Genomic DNA, 21,446 nt, shown 5'->3' with positions numbered 1-21,446 from the left:
CATCATATTCAGATTTTATTTCAAAAATTAAGGTATCAGATCATCATGAGTAACGAGTTTAAATTTACGATTAAGCGTGTTAGTTTCGATGAAAACTATCATCCTTCAGACAAAACCCGTCTTACAACCAACTTTGCAAATTTGGCCAGAGGCGCAAGCCGTCAGGAGAACTTACGTAATACCTTAAACATGATGAATAATCGTTTCAATGATCTCGCACATTGGGATAATCCAAAAGCAGATCGTTATTCGATTGAACTTGAAATTATTTCTGTTGATATCGATATTGAAGGCAATGGTGAAACCTTTCCAACCATTGAGATTTTACAAACTTATATTGTTGATCATCAGAAAAATCAACGCATTGAAGGTATTGTCGGAAACAGTTTTTCTTCTTATGTGCGGGATTATGATTTTAGCGTATTATTACCAGCGCATAATAAAGATCAAACTCAATTTAGCATACCGGAAAATTATGGTGATCTTCATGGGAAAATTTTTAAGTCCCTTTTAAATTCAGAAATTTATCAGAATCATTTTAAAAAGCCGCCTGTGATTTGTCTAAGTGTTTCAACGACCAAAACCTATCATCAGACCACAAATCAGCACCCGATACTTGGGGTTGAGTATCGGCAAGATGCATATTCTTTAACGGATGAGTATTTTGCAAAAATGGGTTTACAGGTTCGCTATTTTATGCCGAAAAATAGTGTTGCACCTTTGGCATTTTATTTTTCTGGTGATTTGCTCAGTGATTACACCGATCTTGAGTTAATCAGTACCATCAGTACGATGGAGAGCTTCCAAAAGATTTATCGCCCTGAAATTTATAATGCCAATGCTGCGGCAGGACAAGTGTATCAACCAAGTTTGAAATATCAGGATTATTCACTGACTCGCATTGTTTATGATCGTGAAGAACGTAGTCAGTTGGCCGTGAAGCAAGGTAAGTGGACTGAGGAAAAATTCATTAAGCCATATAGAAACATTCTTGAGCAATGGGCTGCAAATTGCGTGCTTTAATTTTTTATCCACTTTAACTTTATTTTTAAGATAGATAAGCTGATTGATTATGAAAAAATTATTACCAACTTCAACTGCTGGTAGCTTGCCGAAACCATCTTGGCTGGCAGAGCCTGAAAAACTTTGGTCACCGTGGAAACTGGAAGGTGAACAACTGATTGAAGGCAAACAGGATGCATTGCGTCTGGCATTGCAGGAACAGCAACTTGCAGGCATTGATATTGTTAGCGATGGTGAGCAAACTCGCCAGCATTTTGTCACTACATTTATTGAACATTTAAACGGTGTTGATTTTGAAAAACGTGAAATCGTCAAAATCCGTGATCGTTATGAAGCAAGCGTTCCCTCCGTTGTGGGTGCAGTATCTCGACAAAAACCAGTTTTTGTTGAAGATGCCAGATTTTTACGTTCATTGACGGATCAATCTATTAAATGGGCTTTACCTGGCCCGATGACCATGATTGATACGCTTTATGATGGTCACTACAAAAGCCGTGAAAAACTGGCTTGGGAATTTGCCAAAATTCTCAATCAGGAAGCCCGTGAATTAGAAGCTGCCGGAGTCGATATTATCCAGTTTGATGAACCTGCATTTAATGTGTTTTTTGATGAGGTCAATGATTGGGGCATTGCTACTCTGGAAAAAGCCATTGAAGGTTTGAAATGTGAAACAGCTGTTCATATTTGCTATGGTTATGGCATCAAAGCCAACACAGACTGGAAGAAAACATTGGGCTCAGAGTGGAGACAATACGAAGAAGCCTTTCCAAAATTACAGCAATCCAATATCGATTTGATCTCACTCGAATGTCATAATTCTCGTGTTCCAATCGATCTCCTTGAGCTTATTCGAGGTAAGAAAGTGATGGTTGGTGCCATTGATGTGGCAACGAATAGCATTGAAACACCAGAAGAAGTTGCCGATACCTTACGTAAAGCACTACAATTTGTTGATGCAGACAAACTCTATCCTTGTACCAATTGCGGTATGGCACCTTTATCTCGCCAAGTTGCCAGAGGCAAACTCAATGCTCTAAGTGCCGGCGCAGAAATCGTGCGTAAAGAACTTTTAGCGAAATAGTAATTGAGATAGTGATGTAAAAAGGATTTTCCACTTAATCTATATTCATGATTAAATGGGAAATCCTTATCAGGAATAACATGATGGTTGATGTAATAGATTTTAGAAATGCAATGTCTTTCTTAACAGGGGCAGTAAATGTCGTAACTACGACAGGCGTATCTGGTCGTCATGGATTTACAGCATCTGCAGTATGTAGTGTCAGCGATACACCTCCGACATTATTGGTTTGTATGAATCGATCATCTCGATCACATGCTTATTTTATCGAAAATAAAATTTTAACAGTAAATGTCCTAGGCTCACATCACCAACATATTTCCAATGTTTTTTCCTCAAAACTCGCTTCAGAACAGCGCTTTGAACATGGCGACTGGGCATCATTAGTCACTGGCGCACCAGTTCTGACTGATGCTTTGGTCAGTTTTGATTGTCAGATTGAGCAAATTCAGGAGGTTGGGACACATACGATTTTTATCTGTAATATTGTTGCAATTCAACAAAGTCAACATGGCCAAGGTTTAGTGTATTTTAATCGAGGCTATCATCATGTGGGGCTTCATGTTGAGCAAGTGGAAATTACTGAATAACGTTTATTTTAAATTCCTATTCGACCCCAAGATCATTTTACATTACTAATAGCTTTATCAATGTGTATTTTTTAATATATATTAATGAATGAGGCATATTAAATCGACTAAAATCGTAAAAATAGTATATTACACATCAGCTAAATATATACAAAATATCAATCAAAGATTTTTTTAAATAGAATTTATCCATATTGATCAAAGAATTAACCCAGAAAAATGTTATTTTTATCAATATAAATCTAAAAAATTCAAATCATTATATGTTTTAGACAACTAATAATTTCTATTATTTAGAATTTAATTAAAAGGAATTCACTTAACTATGAAAGCGCAATGTGTCTGTGGTGAAACTATTCTTGAATTTGATCTAATAGACCATAACGTCAATGCTTGTCATTGTTCGATTTGTCGTAGACAAACAAGTGGTGTAATTATGACCATCAATATAAAGCAAGGCAGCTTAAAGTTTATCAAACAAGATCATTTGTCAATTTATAACTCATCTTCTTGGGGTGAACGCAGCTTCTGTAATGTATGTGGTACTAATTTATTTTGGCGAACTAAAGACCAAAGTTATTGTAATATCAATGTATTTTCATTAGACCAAACAATTAAAGATTTAAATTTCAATATGGAAATTTTTATTGACAATAAACCAAATTTTTATTCATTTAATAATTCAACTAAAAAATTGACTGAAGAGGATGTTATTAAACTGTTTAATGCACAATCTGAAGATTAGATTAACGCCTGCCATTAAAAATCATGCTGTTTTTCTATGTCAAAATAAATCAGTAAAATACAAATTTTATTGATATTGCACACGATTAACATTACATATTACTTTCGTGGTGTGGTGTGCTGTTTCTGCTCTAAATAATTTATTGCAGGTTACGGTAATATTTTTTCCGTTATTTTTAAACAGCTTTGAATAAAGAATATGATTACTACTAATTAATTGAATTAATTTTGTCTTAATCTGACCATTACTATCCTCAACTATAATCCTTTGATTTAAAACAATTGCAGGTTGCTTTCCACCAGAAAATTGGGCACTGGGATGAAGACTTTTGATCATCATGATCTTACCATGTAAAACAACAGAGCTCTCAAACGGATATGTTGTTGCAAAGGCATTGTTAGACAACAAAAACCATGTCGTTAAAGTCATCACATATTTCACTAACATTTTTAAAATCTCTTAAATCAGCCAAGTACCTTCTCAGCCATTAAAATGACCTTTTAAACGCTCAAGTTTTCCAACTGATGATGCAGCCTATCAATATAATCTTTTTTTATCTGCATAACGCTTTTTCTTTTCTAATGATTTAATTTTTTGACTTCGGCATCTGTGATGCATGACGATATATCCTGTAGAAAATTTGGGGGTATAAAAAATGAGGTATCAATATGTACACGCGCTTATACCCCCAACTATAGCAGAATTACAATAGATATCATCCGATAGCATGAGACAACAAAAAAGGCTTAAACCTTTGCAGTTTAAGCCTTTTCGTATTCCTTTGGACATCTTTGGAATGAATCTTGGCGAGAGAGGGAATCGTATTTCAATAGTAAGACATTAAAAATAAACAATATTATAAATTGAAATTTTTAAATTTACCCCCATTTGTACCCCCAACTGGATAGTGATACCAAGTTAAATGCTATACTGAATCCACTGAAGTAAAATTTTCAAAATCAATTAAGAACATTGGGCAAGACACAAAAGTTCTTCTAAGCGTAATTATACAAGGTTTCATTCTACCCCACAAATATCTATACACATTCACAGATTAACCACCTTATTTTTACAGTCATAGTACTAATTCATATTTCTATTTTTCACGGCAATCTATAGATGTTCTATGCTTGAACCGACGAAAATCAATCACATCAATCCGCCAAGCAAGGCGGATTTTTTATAAATTAAACTTAATTTTAATCATTAAAAATAGTGCATATATACTATAAAATTATTTGTAGGATTTAGTAGTGTTTATTAATTAATTTTTTAACACATTTCTAATGTGATAAACTTGTAAGTTAAAATATCTATATTCACCAACTGGTATGAGAAAACACTCATTTTTTTCTAGAAATATGTTCTAAATATTGGGGTAAATAATTATGACACAGAATAATGTAAAAAATATAACGTCTGATACTTTCTTCGAGTTATTAAAGCAACTGTACATAAAACAGAATCGAGGGAGTCAGGATTGTTTTCCCGAAGTGCTTGAAGTTTTGAGATGGATTAAACCTGTTGTGGATTTTTTGAATGCAGATATTCAGGAACAACAGTGGAGCCAAAGCATAGAGAGAAAGTTAAACACAATCCAGATTAAAGGCTTGATGGAAGCACTGAATCATGTGACATTTACTGCGATGAGTAGATTTGAAGGCAGCATGGATATTAGGCAGCATGTCGAGATTGTCCACTTTATTGAATTCATAAGTACAGCTAGACGTGAGATAAATGCCGAACATGCCAATACCATCATTAATATTTTTTTTGGAACGCCAGAACAGACTATTGAGAAATACTGGCATTACTTAAAACGTTACCCTATTCATACTTTAGAGAAAGATGAAGCAAAGTTAAGAAAGGCTGAGCAAAGCGCACAACAGCTTGAGCAATTCAAGCAGGATATTCAGGCTGATATCAATACACTTGTATCAAAAGCAGGAATGCTCTATGTGTTAGGTTTAAGAATCCAGCTTGTTCATCAACTGAAATCGGGTGAGGAGTTTTGTAGTTTCTTTTCATCTTTTGAAGACTTTTTGGATATATGTGGTGTTCTTGATACTAGAGTGTTAAGGGTTGTGTCCAAGCCCATCATTGGTGTTGATGATACTCTGGAATACTTTGCAATCTTGTTAATTCAGGATACGGATCACTCATTTTCAGAAGCAAGTCTAATCCAGAATTTAACACAAGAATTGCTCAGGGTGTATCGTCGATACAGTCCTAATCTTGAGGTTTATATCACCAATTTTAATGCAGTGCTGCGTAGCCATGAGGTATTGGCTAATCAAGGAGATTTTTTCCTGAGTGACTTTTCCCAGCATAACAATCAATTGGTGTGGGAGTGGATTTTTGATTTCTTATTTTATTGGGAAAGCTATCAAAAAATTAGACCTGATTTCTTTAATCACATTCATCAAGAATATCTCCTTTCATCAAGGAAGAAGTATGATTTAAAGTACCTAAAGCTCAATGAGCCAGAGGAAATTTACTATCCTTATCTATTAAAGAAATTGCCTCGGGTAGAATTAGTCTGGTCAACAACACATCTATCTAGTTACTCGGCAAATTATCTTGAGCATTTGGCAGTCATTTATCAGGAAGTTTTAAGCAGCCATCGAATACCTGATTTTATAAACATGGTTGTTCATATAGAAAATTTCATGTTAACCCTCAAAGAAGCGCCCCATATTGCCTTCGAAAGTGCCCCTTCTCTTAGACAACAACTCATCGAGTTTCAACCCAAGCATATCGAAGAGCTGGCAACCCGTCCCTTGCTGCAATTTATTCAACTACTGACACATCAGCAATCCATCAGTCAACTTACTCGTAAGCTGGCTTCCCATAGTAGATCAAAACTTTTAAACCATTTTCTGATGGTCTATCAACAAAAGTTGAATATTGTCGAGCAAAAGGCGGAACTGGAAGCTATTCTAGGCCTTGATATCAGCCATACGAAGGGGCGCAAGAAACTTGAACGATTGATCGCAGATTTTCTGTATCATGATGAGCTTTTTGAAAAGAAAGCCATTAAAGCAAAACCACCACTTGATATTTCCTCTCTAGAAGATAATGTTCAATCTTCGGTTACCATAAAGTTAATTGATATACCTCGCCACAAAAATCGACTTGAAGCAGTGAGACACTATTTAAAGTCTGCTATGAAGTCAGATGTAATCGTGGTTCATTATCAGTTTAGCTGTGTCGGTGTGGAACAGAACAAAGAACTGGAAGTTGAGAAACACGATTTAGCACAAGAAAAAGAGCATGCCTTACCACAGCAAGCCTTGTCAAAGGCTTTGTATACGATGCTACATGCTGGCAAACGGCGCATGCCATTATCTCAGATCACTGCATATTTAGGTTATTGGGAAGGAATGTCTACAGTTGATGGAGATCACACAGATTTTGCGGCAAATATTTATTTTGTCTTTAAGTCATATGCTTTACAGGAATATGAAGACTTGCAAAATGAATTAAGTCAGGCTTGGCAAAGTGCTTGCTATAAGTTTTTTAGCTCATTGAGTCCTGAACAAAAGCAGCATTACAATATCAACAGATCAGATTTAATATATAAGACTTCTTGTCTAATCGAAATTACGACCGAATTTGGTAATAAACGTACTCTAAAAGTTGCAGACCTTGTAGATGATAGTGATGCAGCTAAGCGTTCCAAAGTATTAACAGCACTCAAAAATCCTACGCAGCGTTTTAATCGTGACCATGTTGATATCATTATTGCCTTAGGTATGGCTAAAGAAGGATTCGACTGGATTTGGTGTGAACATGCTCTCACTATTGGTTACCGCAGTAGTTTGACGGAAATTGTGCAAATTATTGGTCGTGCTACACGTGATGCCGAAGGTAAATATCGTGCTAAATTTACCAATTTAATTGCTGAACCAGATGCCTCAGAAAAACTTGTGGTTGAGGCAGTCAATGACATGCTAAAAGCGATTGCTGCAAGCCTATTGATGGAACAAGTACTCGCCCCTCGTTTTGAGTTCACGCCCAAAGATCAGGGTGCTTTAGATGGCTTTGATTATGGTGAAGATGGTTACCAGAAAGGTAAAAATAATATAGGTATTAATGATAAAACTGGACAAGTCCATGTTGAAATCAATGGCCTTAAGAAACCTGAATCTGAAGAAGCTAATCGAATCTGTAAGGAAGATTTGAATGAGATCATCACAGCTTTTGTACAGAATAAATCAGCAATTGAACGAGGCTTATTCGACCAAGAAAATATTGTTCCAGAAGAACTAACACAATTGGCATTGGGTAAAATTGTTCAGGAAAAATACCCAGAACTAGAAGCTGAAGACCAAGAAGCAGTTCGTCAACATGCAATTGCAGCTTTCAACTTAATTCAACAAGCAAAGAAAGAACTTGAACAAGCACAGGAAACGCTTGGCGGAACTACTCCCCAATTTACAGATCCTGATAACAAACCTGAATCAAATTTAGCCTTTATTCAAGGTGTAAAGAGATTTATAAATGTCAGAGATCTTGATATTGACTTAATTGATCATATCAATCCATTTGAATCAGCTTATGCTGTACTTTCAAAAGCAATGGATGAGGCTACACTGCGTCAAGTCCAAGCCCATATTTCTGCTAAACGTATCAATCTAAGCCCTGAGGAGGCAAAAGATTTAGCAATTCGTGCAGTACAATTTAAAAAAGAACGTGGTCGTTTGCCAGATATAAATTCTCAAGATGCTTGGGAAAAAAGGATGGCAGAAGGTGTTGCAGCTTTTGCAAGATTTAAAGCACAAGAAAAAGCAAAATCTGGTATTTGAGAATGGAAATAAGCAATGAAACCTCTTTCAGATGAACAAATTTTAGATGAACTAGAAATCGAACTTGAGTTAAAATCTGCGAAAGTTCTAAGTCCGTTAGAAGAACGTCTGATTTCTGGTTTTGAAGAAATTAATGCCTTCTATGAAACTCATCAACGAATTCCAAATCTTAATGATGATGCAGATATCTTTGAAAAATTATGTGCCTCTCGTCTTGTAAAAATTAAACAGAACTCTGTATTGAGTTCTGTTGTAGTCCATCTCGATAAATTCGAACTATTAGGTTAAACAAGGTAAATTATATGGCTGATATTTCTGATGATGATTTGCTATCAGAATTAGGTATAGATTTAGCACCAGTAAAACAGGTGACCTATACAGCCAAAGAAGAGCGCCTAATTTCTGGGTTTGAGGAAATTATTCAATTCTACGAAAAAAATGAAAGAGTTCCATCAAACTCAAATGATGCTGATATTTTTGAACGTCTCTATGCTGTTAGACTTGACCAGCTTAGGAAATTGCCTGAAGCCAGATCTCTTTTAGAGGACTTTGATCAACATAATTTATTAAATAGTTCTACTTCCGAACCATCTGATATGTCTAAATTAGAGGATGATGACTTACTTTCTGAATTAGGAATTGAAGTTGAAAGTGAAGATAATATTCTGGTACTACAACATGTTAGATCACAAAAAGAACGTGAAGCAAATGAACTAACAGCGACTCGAAAAGCATGTGCAGACTTTGATGTATTCAAAGGGATATTTGATCAAATCTCTAAAGAGCTAGAAGATGGACTACGGATCACAAAGCCATTTGGTAAAGATGCAAGTATCGAATTACATGATTGGTTTATTGTAGATGGACAAATTGTCTACGTTGCAGAAATAGGTGAATATTTTAAAGCACCTAATGGCGAAAATGATGCACGATTAAGAGCAATCTATTCAAATGGAACTGAAAGTAATTTATTAATGCGATCGTTAAAAAAAGCATTGAATACAGACGAAGCTGGTCGACGTATTTTAGTTGCAAAAAATACAGGTCCCCTGTTCAGCTCAGCTAATTTATCAGAACAAGATACTGATATTGAAGTCAAAAGTGGTTCTATATACGTATTACGAAGTCTATCTGATAACGATTTTATTAAAGCAAATAAACATGTACTGCATAAAATTGGGGTAACTACTGGTAGCGTGAATAAACGTATTACAGAAGCAAAAAAAGACCCAACTTATTTACTTGCTAATGTGGAACTTGTAGCAACTTATTCACTTCCTGAAAATATTGTACCTCAGAAATTAGAAAAGCTTATTCATAAAGCCTTACAATCAGCACAACTTGATATTGTCATCGAAGATAGATTTGGAAATCCTGTCAAACCCAAAGAATGGTTTTTAGTTCCAATAAATATTATTGATGAAATTGTTGAAAAGATTAAAGATGGAACTATTACACAAGTAACTTACGATCCAATAAACGCTAAATTATATTAGAGTGTGTATTCATATTTAATTCAAAGGTTGAAAGTGACTATTTAAGGACTCAAAATGTAATATTCAATTGGTATTTAAATAACCTTATTTATTCTATAAATTATTGTATAAGCTAAAATTCAATATTAAGTTTTTTCTTGTAAATATTAAGTCTATTTTCTGCTCTTGTTATAAACTGATCATAAAATAGAATTTCAGAATATAACTCTCCATAGGGCATTCTTGTTGTGGGATCAAAAAGTGGGCTAGAGTTAAAATAACCATCACCACTAGGAAATCTCTCATAGGCTGTTGGCATTCTTGATTCATCTAATGTATTACCAATTAAATAACCATAAAATTTTTTTATTCTTCCACCAGATTTTGCTGCCAAGAGTCTAGAATACTGGACTAAATCAGGAATATGTTCTTGAAGCGGTTCCTTAGGAGCTTTAAATTCAATAATAATAGCAGAACCTTCATCATTGAAAATGGCAATATCAGGACGTTTTTTAGAGTGATCTTTATTATATTTTCTGAACAAGCTTTCTAAGCTTTCATCAATATCTGGTTCAAATAACTTTGTATTATTTTTCCATGTAAATGATGAAAGTGGCTTATCTGAGGCTATGTGTTCAAAATAATGGTATTCCTCATTTAGTAACCAAATATCATGATCTATGATTTCAGTATTATTTTTTCCAGTTGGGAAAAAAATATTATGAATTACTTTTTCATCTTCACGTCGAGCATCAGAGGATTTTTCTTGGCAGGCAAGCATAAGTTTCACAGCTTTGCTTAACACCTCAATCATTGAGGATCGACGAACCACAAGTTGGGACAAATTTGCCATATCCATTTTTTTGAGGGTACTTGTGTATTTCCAAGAAAGATCGTTAATTTTTGCTCTAAAATTTTCACTACGAGGATCTAATTCTAATACTTCTTGTTTCATATCAAATAAATTTGATGTGTCTTTGACAATCTCGTCTTGAAGTTTTTTTAAAGCACGTTTAGCAATATTTTCTTCAGTATCGCTGTAGTGAATTTTGATATTAGTTTCTTCAAGAATTGTGCGAGATATGCCAAATTTCTCTTGAGTAGAGGCTATTAAAGCATTTCGATCAAAATCTTTAGGGGTTAGAATTGAATACACATATTCTTCTAGAGACTCAATAATATCTTGCATGGAAATTTCATCAATGAGATCTTCACCATTTCCACAGTCTTTTGGAATATTGAATCCATCTCGTTGTTGATTCACTTTGCCTTCCAAAAACTCACTTTCTACTAAAATCAACTCAAATTGACCATCAATAGGTTTTTTGATATCAGAAGGTGTACGGAAAAATTTTTTTGTTAGAGAATAAACTATTGCAGAATTTGCACATAGGGCGATTTCATGTTGTAAGTTAATACTTTCAGATGAGGTAATTGAATATCTTGTAATTTTTAGACTATATTTCGGTTTAATAGTATTACTTTGTGAGCATTTTAAATTTATGGTTGTAGTATTTACAGGAATGGGTAAATCAACAGCCGAAATTTTAAAGGATTGTTCATTATCATTCTTTTCACCGAAAATAATAGAAAACTCTCCAATTATATCTTTTAGAAGAAGAAAGCGCTGAAGAAATGTAGTTAAAATATAATTTCTAATTGAAAGCGCTGAAAAATCATTACGAACAGATAGGTCATTAAAATTTTTAAATGCGTTTTTTTTGATACCATTAACAGTGATTTTTGTAATTATGTCTTTAGATTCAACATCATATTGAGTGAAATGTGCTTCTGAAACTTCTATCGTTTCTGAGTTTATATATAGTTTTCTACGTTTTAAAATTTTTTCATCTAAATAATTACTATCGATATTTAACGATTTAAAGTAATGAAAGAACTGAATTCTTCCTGCACCCTTACATTTCCCAATCCCTTCTATTTGTAAGTAATCTTTAAATGTCGAATCTTTTGTGACAAACGCTTTAACTTGTAGATTACCAAAACCTGCACCATTATCTGAGCAAGAAATGTTTAAATCATATTCACCATCTTCAAGTAGTGAATTTTGAATAAAATCTATTTCAAAAAAGATAGATAATTTCGGGATATTCAAATCTTCTTTTCGGCGGATCAAGTAGGAATCAATAGCATTTGCTAGTAATTCTTCCACGACAACATATCTATTTACACTAGGAGGTGTATTTTTTAAACCACCTTTAATATCTAAAGTCATGATAAATTTCTACTAAAATAAACTTTCATCTAAATCACTATGTAAATCCTTTGATCAAAGATCAGGGTTAGCTTAAGAATATACCAAATTTGAATTTTTACTGGTATACCTTTTGACTAATTATTAGATATAGCCTTTAAATTATAGACTTCATATACAATTGCATGATATACAAAGCCAGAATCAGTTATGTTAATTTAATTAATTAAGCTCCCTTAGACATGGCTACTGGTTGTTCTTTATATTATTCTACTAGAAATTTATACAATTTTTTGTTTAGGAAATGAAATCACTTTACTCCTCAAACCATCAATAAAATCAGACCACTCTTGCATCATCTTGATACGATATTCTAAATGCTGTGCATGGTTATACGCTTGAGAAACGGCATTACCTACCCTGTGTGCAAGCTGGATTTCAATTGCATCATGCATATAGCCTTGTTCGTGAAGTGTTGTTGAAGCGAGTCCACGAAAGCCATGACCTGTCATCTTTCCGTTATACCCCATTGTACGAATTGCACATAAAAGTGCATTACTGCTCATTGGCTTCGCTGTACTATGATTATAGAATACATATTGCTTGTGCCCTGTAATTGGCTTCAATGCCTGAATAATCTCAATGGCTTGATTAGACAACGGTACAATATGAGGTAAAGCCATTTTCATTTTATCGGCAGGGATACGCCATAATTTCTCATCAAAATTGATTTCTTCCCACTCCATCAATCTTAATTCCGCAGTTCGGACAAAAGTAAGCGTCATCAGTTGTAATGCAGATTTGATAATGATATTACCGTGATAACGATCCATACGCTCAATAAACGCTGGAAATTCAGAAATATCGAGTCTTGCCATATGTTTTACTTTACGTGGCTTTAAAGCTTCCTGAAGATGAGGTGTCGGATCATTTTCAATGATGCCCTTTCGTATCGCAAAGCGAAAGATACGTCCAGCCAGAGGTATTGAGCGTTTAGCCATTTCTTGAGCACCACGGTCCTCAATTCTTTTCGCACAAGCAAGAATATCTTTACCTTTGAGCTGGTCTATCGGAGTTTGCCCAATAAAAGGAAACAGGTCTTTTTCAAATACAGATAAATCACGTAAATAAGTCGTTTGTTTTATTACTGCTTTACGATCTTCCATCCACTCCATTGCAAGAGATTTAAAGAGGAGATTTTCATCTACTTGTTGTTTCTTTTGTTTTTTCGATTCATTTGGATTAACTCCATCTTTTATTTGTAACCGTGCTTCATCCCGAATCCTTCTTGCCTGTGCAAGTGTGGTTTCAGGATATATGCCAATACTAAAGATATTCTCTTTACCATTAAGGCGAAATTTCATACGCCAATACATACCACCTGATGGTGTAACCTCTAAATACATGCCTTTTTCATCAGCATAACGAGCTTTCTTTTCTGATGGTTTGATCTTTCTGACTTTGGCATCTGTGAGCATGACTACATATCCTGTAGAAGATTTGGGGGTATAAAAAATGGGGTATCAATATGTACCCCCAGTTATACCCCCAACTATAGCAGGATTGCAATAGATATCATCCGATAGCATGAGACAATAAAAAAGGCTTAAACCCTTATAGTTTAAGCCTTTTCATATTCCATCGGACATCTTTGGAATAAATTTTGGCGGTGAGAGAGGGATTCGAACCCTCGATACGCGCAAACGTATACACACTTTCCAGGCGTGCTCCTTCAGCCACTCGGACACCTCACCAAGGGCTGCGATAATATCGAAAAAAAAAGCAATTGCCAAGTCCAATATGCGATTTTATGGAAAAGTGTTAAGATCACAACAAATTAATTTAACTAATTTCGTAGAAAAATGAGTCATATCAAAAAAGCCACTCTCCCAGCCATGACGCTCGCAGCACTTGGTGTTGTGTTTGGTGATATTGGAACCAGCCCATTATATGCCATTCAGCAATGCTTTGCCGCTGCACATATCGATGTGTCAGAGCAGAGTGTTCTGGGTATTCTTTCCCTGATTTTCTGGTGTATGACACTGGCGATTAGTATTAAATATGTCAGCATTGTCATGCGGGCTGATAACAATGGCGAAGGTGGGATTATGTCTTTACTGGCCTTAAATCTACGTTCCAAACGCATTCCTGAAAAATCAAAAATTATTTTGATCGCCATCGCCTTTATTGGGGCATCACTTTTTTTTGGTGATGGCATTATTACCCCTGCAATTTCTATCTTATCTGCAATTGAAGGTTTAAGTATTGCTACACCTGTATTTAATGACTGGATTGAACCTATTGCATTAGGAATTTTAGCCGGTTTGTTTGCTGTACAACGGCATGGCACTGCCGTAATGGGTAAATTCTTTGGTCCGATTACCATGACATGGTTTTTGGCACTCGGTGTACTGGGAATCTGGAGTATTGTTCAAACACCTGTTGTTTTAAGTATGTTAAGTCCACATTGGGCAATTGAATTCATCTGGCATCAACCATTGGTCGCATTTTTTACCATGGGTGCAGTTATTCTTACCTTAACAGGTGGTGAAGCATTATATGCAGATATGGGACATTTTGGAGCCAAACCCATTCGTCTGGCTTGGTTTTTTGTTGTTATGCCCTGCTTATTATTAAATTATGCCGGTCAAGGGGCATTATTGCTACGCAGCCCTGAATCGATTACTAATCCATTTTATCTAATGGTGCCAAAATGGGCTTTATATCCAATGATCGCACTGGCAACTGCGGCAGCAGTCATCGCCTCTCAGGCTGTGATTACAGGTGTATTTTCAATGGCAAAACAGGCAATACAACTAGGTTATTTACCAAGGCTGTCGGTTCAACAGACTTCAGAATCTGAACAGGGTCAAATTTATGTACCTTTTTTAAACTGGACATTGTTTATTTCGGTTGTAATTCTGATTTTACTCTTTGAAAATAGCTCTAATCTAGCCAGTGCCTATGGTGTTGCTGTCACCATGACTATGCTATGCAGCACAATTTTAATTTCACTTTTGGCTTATGGTTACTGGAATTGGTCAATTCTAAAAATCATTTTGGTTTTTACACCATTCTTTATTGTTGATTTTATTTTTGTCGGTTCTACTTCATTAAAAATTATTGCCGGTGGCTGGGTGCCGATTGCAATTGGCGCAGTAGTATTTATCCTACTCATGACATGGAAACGTGGTCGTGAATTAATGCACGAAAAACTGGAAAAAGATGCTCTACCCTTGCAAACATTTATCAAACATTTGGGCGATACTGCACAGATTATTTCTGGTCATGCAGTATTTATGACCAGTAATCCCAAAATTGTGCCACATGCCATGCTGCATAATCTGAAACATAATAAAGTCCTACATGAACTTAATTTTCTAATTACCGTTGTAACGCAAGATATTCCTTATGTAGATGAACAGGAACGAATTTATATTGATCCTCTAAGTGAACGTTTTATTAAAATCATGGTGTATTACGGTTTTAAAGATGAACCAGACATTCCAAAAGCATTAGCACAAGCTTATGCTGAAATGGGACTTGAATTTAACATGATGCAGATCAGTTTCTTTATTTCTCGTGACCGTGTTATTTCTACACCTGAAGAAGGCATGGCGCCATGGCGTGAAAAATTGTTCATTTCTATGCAACGCAACACCAGTGCTGTCAGTGATTTTTATCAGATTCCGAGTAACCGTGTGGTAGAAATGGGGAGTCAAATCGAAATTTAATCTACTACATGATTTAAAGCAGGAAAAACTTTTTTCCTGTTTTTATTTCAATGCAGATCCATATCCACAGTCAGATGCTTGTTTGCCTGTTTATTCTGCATAAAACTCAAATAACACGTCAAATAATGTCGCATAATTTTGTAAATCTAACCCTTTAATTGTTAAGATTCTTTTAATACTGACTACACAATCGATTTTACTTTGGCGACTTGGAAAAAAATGAAAAAAACAGCAATCTCTGTTTCTGCTGTTATTGCGACCATCATGGGATGGATGATCACCAATTTCAGTAGTGGAAATGGTTTAACGCTACAGCCTAAACTTTGTCTTAACCAATTTTATCAGGATGCTGCGCCTGAATTAATGAATGAAAAATTAAAGCAAAATACTTATCCTTTGTGCTTTAACAGTTTTACATTAAATTATTCAGGAATTTCCAGAACACCACTTTGGGTTGCCGAATATCTAACGCCTGAACGCCTTGCCAGTAAAATTCCCCGTGAAGATAGCTTCCATGAAGAAAACCGCTTACCTTCCGATGTACGATCTTTATTAAGTGATTATCGCAGTTCAGGTTATGATCGGGGACATATGGCGCCCAATGGCGACATGCCAGATAAAACATCACAGTACGATAGTTTTTCATTAGCCAATATCATTCCACAAACACCTGAAAACAATCAGAATACATGGCGTGAAATTGAAGAAAGTGTTCGCAGTATGGTCAGTAAATATAAAGTTGAAGCTTATGTGGTGACCGGCCCCATCTATGCCAGTAAAACCGTCAAATATATTAAAAAAGGCCACGCAGTTTTAGTCCCAAGTCAGGTATATAAAGCCATTTATTTTCCACAGACCGGAATGGCCAGCGCCTACATTGCAAACAATGATCAAAGTAAAACTGCTGAGGTTATTAGTATTTGTGCACTGGAAGAAAAAACTGGCATCAACATTTTTCCACGTTTAGAAGAAGCTCGAAAACGACAAGTTTTCTCCCTGCCCTTACAAGCCAGACAAGTGACGATAAAACGCCAGCCAGATTATGTCAAAACGGATCTGGCAAGTCAGTGTGCCAACACACCGGATGACCAACAAATTAAAGACACTCAACAACTATTTGTAATGAATACTTCTGAGGAGAAATCACTTGGTACTTCACATCAGGAACATCGAGGAACCAGTACTGGTCAATCTCAACAATCCAACATAAACTTGATCATAGAAACTTTATTGGAATGGTTAAAACAACATGGAAAATAATACAACTTTGTCTTTTACCGCTTTTTCAGATGACCATCACAGTACAATGATTGATCAAATGACAGTAGAAAATCAGGGTGAACGAATATCTTTATATGGCAGTTTACAAATTTGCTGTGATCAGCAAGGTTTAGCCAACGCCAAACAATTACAGCATATTTTAGCGGATGCAATTGCTTATCTAGAGCAACAAAATTTACCGGAAAAATTGATTTATCCAAATGATGCAGAAGAGATCGAGAATCCTTTTTTATAAATCAAAGTTTTTATATCATTTAAAAACAGGCAGTGATATGGAATCTCTCCACACAACTGCCTGCATATTTTGCAATCAAAATTTATATTTAAAACTTCACCTTTAAACCAGCATTGACACCAAAATCCTGTTTGCTGTCATGAGCAAAAGTGCTGTTTAACATCAACCATGAAGACAAATTTTCTTTTAATTGTGCATTTACACCCAATGTCGCACTGCCCCAATTGGTGTCCGGTTGATAGCCTGTTAATTTAAAGTAACCATTCATGCTATTTAAACCTGCTTTTACAGTGGTCGCGTCATCCTTGGATTCATGATTCCATGCAATTTCACCAACAGGCTGAAGTGAGATACCATTCAGTTTATAGTTCCCTTGAATACGCCATCCTAATGTAGTGACAAACGAATCTCTCGTTAAATCATCAAACCACATCGCCGTACTGTCACTGCTATTTTCCTGATAACGATCGAGTTTGATCGACTGCCACTCGAGATGTGCAAATGGGCCTGTTTTTATATCCTGATAATTAAACCACCAACCGCCATCAAGGCCACCCCCAACATGAGTTCCTTCAACATCACCTTTCTCGGTACGACGATAATCTCCTATCTGAATATTACGTTTAATATCATTATAACTTAAGCGTCCAGCATTGAAAAAACCGCCCAAATACGCATTGGATTGATGATACAAAGCATAAATTATTGCGCCATAATCATTTAATGCATATTCCCCCAGTGATGAAGCAAAATCTCCTCGTTGCTGGCCAATATTTAATCCCATTCCTAAAGAAAGGTTTTCGCTTAATCGACCATCAAAACCCAAACTTAAATTAACCTGATTAGCACTCAATCCGGGTGATGTTTTATTACTGTCAATTTTTTGATGATTATAGTCAAGATTTACAAAAGCACGGGTTTGCGCACCATTCATATCGTTCAGCATTTCATTTTTAATGGCGCGATAATGTGCCTGAGTTAAGGCCAAAGGTGCTTCAGTGAGTAATGATATTTGCTTGGGTGCATTTAACGTGGATAAAACCACTTTTGACAAAATTTGATGTGTATATGCAGTAGGATGGACACCATCTGCAAATAAATAGCCTGTACCGTCATCTGTACATCCCAAAGATGAGCCACTACTGCAAGCCATATCTGTGACATTGCTAAATCCGTATTGTGTCGGATTGGCAGCAATTTCCTGCAATAGCCCATAAACATTGACAGGAATAATATTTAATCCCTGATCACTCAATGTATTCAAACCTGAGTTTAAAGTGCTGTTATATAAAGTTGCCAATGCTGTTGCCGTAGCACTACTCGCCGTATTGACATAACTAGGCGTTAATCCAATATCCGGCATATTATAAACCACAACATAGCTTGCTCCAGCATCTTTAAGCGTTGTTAGGAGTGCCAACTCTGTAGAGGCTGATGTGACCAGACCCGTTTGTAATTGCGTGGCGCTGATGCTTCCGGAAGCATAAGATGTTGCGTATGCAAAAATATCATTGGCACCGCCCCAAACCTGATACAGGGTATTTGCATCGGCGACACCATTATTTGCATTTAGATAGATGGCTAGTTGTTGCTGTAACGTAGGAATACCATTGGAAAAATCAGCAACAGTTGCACCACCATAAGCATAATTACTTCCCCCTTGTGTCGAGGGTATCGTTTCAATACCAACGCCCTCAGCGACCAGTTCTGCGGTGGTTTTCCCGGGATTTGTGGTAAAGCGACTACCGTATTGGCCACCATCACTCAAACTATCACCGAAAATCACCACATCATTAAATTCTGTCGCATTGGCCTGAACAGCCATTAACCCAGCAACGCATAACCCGATCAATTGTTTTTTCATTATCATTTTTCCCTAATGATACAACCCGTTATCTCTCGTTCAGACCATGAATTCTGCCAGAACAGTTTTCCCAATCCCTATTTTTAAATACCCTGACATCAGCCAGTACAGCAATAATATAGAATTTTGCTGATCATTGTGTAGAGTATAATGATTTTGTAGCTGAATCAGATGCAGAGTGCAAGATGATTTTTAGCGCACGTTGCGAAATTAAAAAAATAAGGGATCAAGGTCTGGAGAATTTAAAAAAATACCGAAGCCCCAATCCCTTAGCAGAAGATTATAAATAACGTGCCCATTTGATTTTGGCGGTTACTGTTGGGTCGCCATTAACTATAATTGGCGTTCCTGAGATAAAATCACTATGTGTAGAAATATTTGATAAATCTACAGTTAAAGCATTACCAAAATTTGAGCTACCATCGCCACTTAATAGTGCTGCTAATATTCCACCAACCACATAATTTGTACTGGCAGTTGTATAAAAATGATTTCCTGCAATAATATTTCCATAAATATATGCATTACTTAAAGTTATATTTCCTCCTTGATAAGTTCCATCACTTTTATAAGATCCCGCAAGTAAGGCAATATTTCCAGAGCTATATGCTACCTGATCTTCACCTTTATCATTTTTCAAAGGAATACATAATTGACTTTCAGAAGGTTTTAGATATGGATAAGCCGATGTCGGATAATAAGTCATAGTACAAATTTGAGATCGACCTGCATAATTAGGTGCATATATAGCAGTTCCCGAGTTATTAAATGTAATATCTCCAGTCACAATAAATGAATTAATAAATGAACCAGCTCCTATTTCAATATCTCCATCAAAAAATAAAATTCCTGGAGATAACACTGGTATTGAAGGAGTATCTTTTGATTTTATATCATGCCCACTATTATTGTTTGCATTTACTATCCATTTAGAACCATCATATTTAATTGTTTGATAACCCCATGTAATAGAAGAAATTTTTGCAATTGGTGTTGTAGTACAGTCTTTATTTTCGCATAAATACCCACCTATACCATTATATAATCCAGAATAGTAAGTTTTTCCATTTAAATTTGTATTACTCATATTTTGTAGAGTAACTTTAACAGTATTATCTTCTTCTAGTGAGAAAATGTAATTAGCCTCTGTTTTATAGTCATTAGCATCAATTTTTGGAGCAACCATAGATACTACTTTTTGTGCCCCTTCTGGTGTAAATAAAGAGCTACCATCCCATTGAGCAATTGATAAATTAGAGCAAGTTGACCAAGAGTTTGCTATTAATGACTTATATCCATTAAAACCACCACCGCCACAAATCAATTCACCTTGTGTTTTCAGACTGTCAATGGTTATCCAAGCCTTTGTAATTATCGAGTGGGTTGATAATACTGAAAAAGGAGAATCTGATACTGATTTCACAGCTTCAAGATTTACATTTCCAAGTTTCCCAGATTCTATAGTATCATTATCAATAAACTTTTTATTTTTTTCATTACAATAGTCTACTGATGTAGCTCCTCCTGCTTGCAATAGTGTTTTTATTGTTGGCGACTTATCTTTTACATATATATTACATAAACTATATGCACTATCTGTGATGCCATTATTAATAATAATATCCCCATTTGCATATAATTTACCTTGTATACCTGCTTCACCACTATCAATTTGTATTGTTTTTCCTGCTGATGCTAAAACTGTAGCAGCAGCCGATCCAGTTAAATAGATATCACCATTTGAATAAATTTTTTTAAATTGAGAGGAGCTACCTAAACTCACATCTCCTGTTGCATTTAATATATCTATACCTGTTAGACCATTACCTGCTGTTCCATCAACGGCCCCATCGACATTAACTGTAACATATTTATCTTCATCATTATCTAAATTACTTTCCCCAATTAACTTTACACCACCAACAATTGTCAATTTACTATGAATATCCATAGCATTATCTGTATTCCAACTGATCTTTTCTCCTCCCGAACTCCCTACATTCACATTATAAACCACCTCAATCGTAGACGTTGATTTTGCTGCCTTATTATTATTTTGAATCTGTGCGGTAATTTTATATTGATTATTCGTAGGTCCAGTTATATTGGTAATCTTTGCAGTAATTTGATTTGCCCCTTTAGAATTAATCGATAAAGATACTGGAGCAGTTTCTTTTGCGATCTGAGTAATGTTTTTCTCCAAATATTGCCGTACCACTTCCACGCCTGCCCATGCTCCTTGTTGTGCATTGGTCAGCGCATGACTAGCCATTGCTACCTGTTGCTGCATACGCAAATAATAGGCCGTTCCCAAGATCGAAGAAATCAAAGCAAAACCCACCAGCAATACCATTAAAATTGTGGCTGCGCCCTGTTGTGATTTGGAATAATTGGACAT

General features: G+C 35.6%; 15 protein-coding genes and 1 tRNA gene. 10 read left to right on the top strand and 6 right to left on the bottom strand.

Annotated features, from left to right (window positions below; translation table 11 throughout):
• The first annotated feature begins 45 nt into the window (after positions 1-45).
• From F4V57_RS07020 to F4V57_RS07005, 4 genes are all read left to right on the top strand, one after another.
• On the top strand, positions 46-1,023 hold the full coding sequence (locus tag F4V57_RS07020; protein WP_070070503.1) for a DUF1852 domain-containing protein: 978 nt from the start codon (positions 46-48) through the stop codon (positions 1,021-1,023).
• Positions 1,024-1,072: 49 nt separating this feature from the next.
• Positions 1,073-2,104 (top strand): methionine synthase, encoded by a 1,032-nt coding sequence (locus F4V57_RS07015; RefSeq protein WP_070070504.1) that lies wholly within the window; start codon positions 1,073-1,075, stop codon positions 2,102-2,104.
• A gap of 83 nt (positions 2,105-2,187) precedes the next feature.
• Positions 2,188-2,694, top strand: a complete 507-nt coding sequence (locus F4V57_RS07010) for a flavin reductase (RefSeq protein ID WP_081409247.1) — start codon at positions 2,188-2,190, stop codon at positions 2,692-2,694.
• Positions 2,695-3,019: 325 nt separating this feature from the next.
• On the top strand, positions 3,020-3,439 hold the full coding sequence (locus tag F4V57_RS07005; protein ID WP_070070506.1) for a GFA family protein: 420 nt from the start codon (positions 3,020-3,022) through the stop codon (positions 3,437-3,439).
• A gap of 66 nt (positions 3,440-3,505) precedes the next feature.
• Here F4V57_RS07005 and F4V57_RS07000 read toward each other — a convergent pair whose 3' ends face one another.
• A complete protein-coding gene (locus F4V57_RS07000) occupies positions 3,506-3,868 on the bottom strand; it encodes a DUF4431 domain-containing protein (RefSeq protein ID WP_171257561.1) in 363 nt (120 codons plus the stop codon).
• 959 nt (positions 3,869-4,827) lie between these two features.
• On the opposite strand from F4V57_RS07000, the gene F4V57_RS14925 reads away from it, so the two are divergent.
• The 3 genes from F4V57_RS14925 to F4V57_RS06985 are packed head-to-tail and all read left to right on the top strand — an operon-like array spanning position 4,828 to position 9,743.
• The gene (locus F4V57_RS14925) at positions 4,828-8,247 is read left to right on the top strand and encodes a DEAD/DEAH box helicase (protein WP_228268226.1); all 3,420 of its coding nucleotides are present in this window, start codon (positions 4,828-4,830) and stop codon (positions 8,245-8,247) included.
• A gap of 15 nt (positions 8,248-8,262) precedes the next feature.
• A complete protein-coding gene (locus F4V57_RS06990) occupies positions 8,263-8,535 on the top strand; it encodes a hypothetical protein (RefSeq protein WP_070070508.1) in 273 nt (90 codons plus the stop codon).
• Positions 8,536-8,549: 14 nt separating this feature from the next.
• On the top strand, positions 8,550-9,743 hold the full coding sequence (locus tag F4V57_RS06985) for a GIY-YIG nuclease family protein (protein ID WP_070070509.1): 1,194 nt from the start codon (positions 8,550-8,552) through the stop codon (positions 9,741-9,743).
• 112 nt (positions 9,744-9,855) lie between these two features.
• On the opposite strand, the gene F4V57_RS06980 is transcribed toward F4V57_RS06985, so the two are convergent.
• From F4V57_RS06980 to F4V57_RS06970, 3 genes are all read right to left on the bottom strand, one after another.
• Positions 9,856-11,955: a hypothetical protein gene (locus tag F4V57_RS06980; RefSeq protein ID WP_070070510.1), complete on the bottom strand. Its 2,100-nt coding sequence runs from the start codon at positions 11,953-11,955 to the stop codon at positions 9,856-9,858.
• A 260-nt stretch (positions 11,956-12,215) separates the two neighbouring features.
• On the bottom strand, positions 12,216-13,412 hold the full coding sequence (locus tag F4V57_RS06975; RefSeq protein WP_070070511.1) for a tyrosine-type recombinase/integrase: 1,197 nt from the start codon (positions 13,410-13,412) through the stop codon (positions 12,216-12,218).
• A gap of 186 nt (positions 13,413-13,598) precedes the next feature.
• Positions 13,599-13,688 (bottom strand) — tRNA-Ser (locus tag F4V57_RS06970).
• Between the two features lie 108 nt (positions 13,689-13,796).
• Between F4V57_RS06970 and F4V57_RS06965 the strand changes: the two genes are divergently transcribed.
• The 3 genes from F4V57_RS06965 (at position 13,797) to F4V57_RS06955 (ending at position 17,184) form a co-directional block, all read left to right on the top strand.
• Positions 13,797-15,668, top strand: coding sequence for a potassium transporter Kup (locus F4V57_RS06965; RefSeq protein WP_070070512.1), 1,872 nt, complete (start codon positions 13,797-13,799; stop codon positions 15,666-15,668).
• A gap of 219 nt (positions 15,669-15,887) precedes the next feature.
• Positions 15,888-16,928, top strand: a complete 1,041-nt coding sequence (locus F4V57_RS06960) for a DNA/RNA non-specific endonuclease (protein WP_070070513.1) — start codon at positions 15,888-15,890, stop codon at positions 16,926-16,928.
• Positions 16,918-17,184, top strand: a complete 267-nt coding sequence (locus F4V57_RS06955; RefSeq protein ID WP_070070514.1) for a hypothetical protein — start codon at positions 16,918-16,920, stop codon at positions 17,182-17,184. Before F4V57_RS06960 ends, F4V57_RS06955 begins: the two co-directional genes overlap by 11 nt.
• A gap of 88 nt (positions 17,185-17,272) precedes the next feature.
• On the opposite strand, the gene F4V57_RS06950 is transcribed toward F4V57_RS06955, so the two are convergent.
• Positions 17,273-19,048, bottom strand: a complete 1,776-nt coding sequence (locus F4V57_RS06950; protein ID WP_227515705.1) for an autotransporter outer membrane beta-barrel domain-containing protein — start codon at positions 19,046-19,048, stop codon at positions 17,273-17,275.
• Positions 19,049-19,328: 280 nt separating this feature from the next.
• Entirely contained in the window at positions 19,329-21,446 is a 2,118-nt protein-coding gene (locus tag F4V57_RS06945; protein WP_070070516.1) for a hypothetical protein, read from the bottom strand.

Origin of the sequence: Acinetobacter qingfengensis, assembly GCF_008693185.1 — a bacterium.
Lineage (GTDB): Bacteria > Pseudomonadota > Gammaproteobacteria > Pseudomonadales > Moraxellaceae > Acinetobacter > Acinetobacter qingfengensis.
This window is presented reverse-complemented; position numbering and strand designations above follow the sequence as displayed.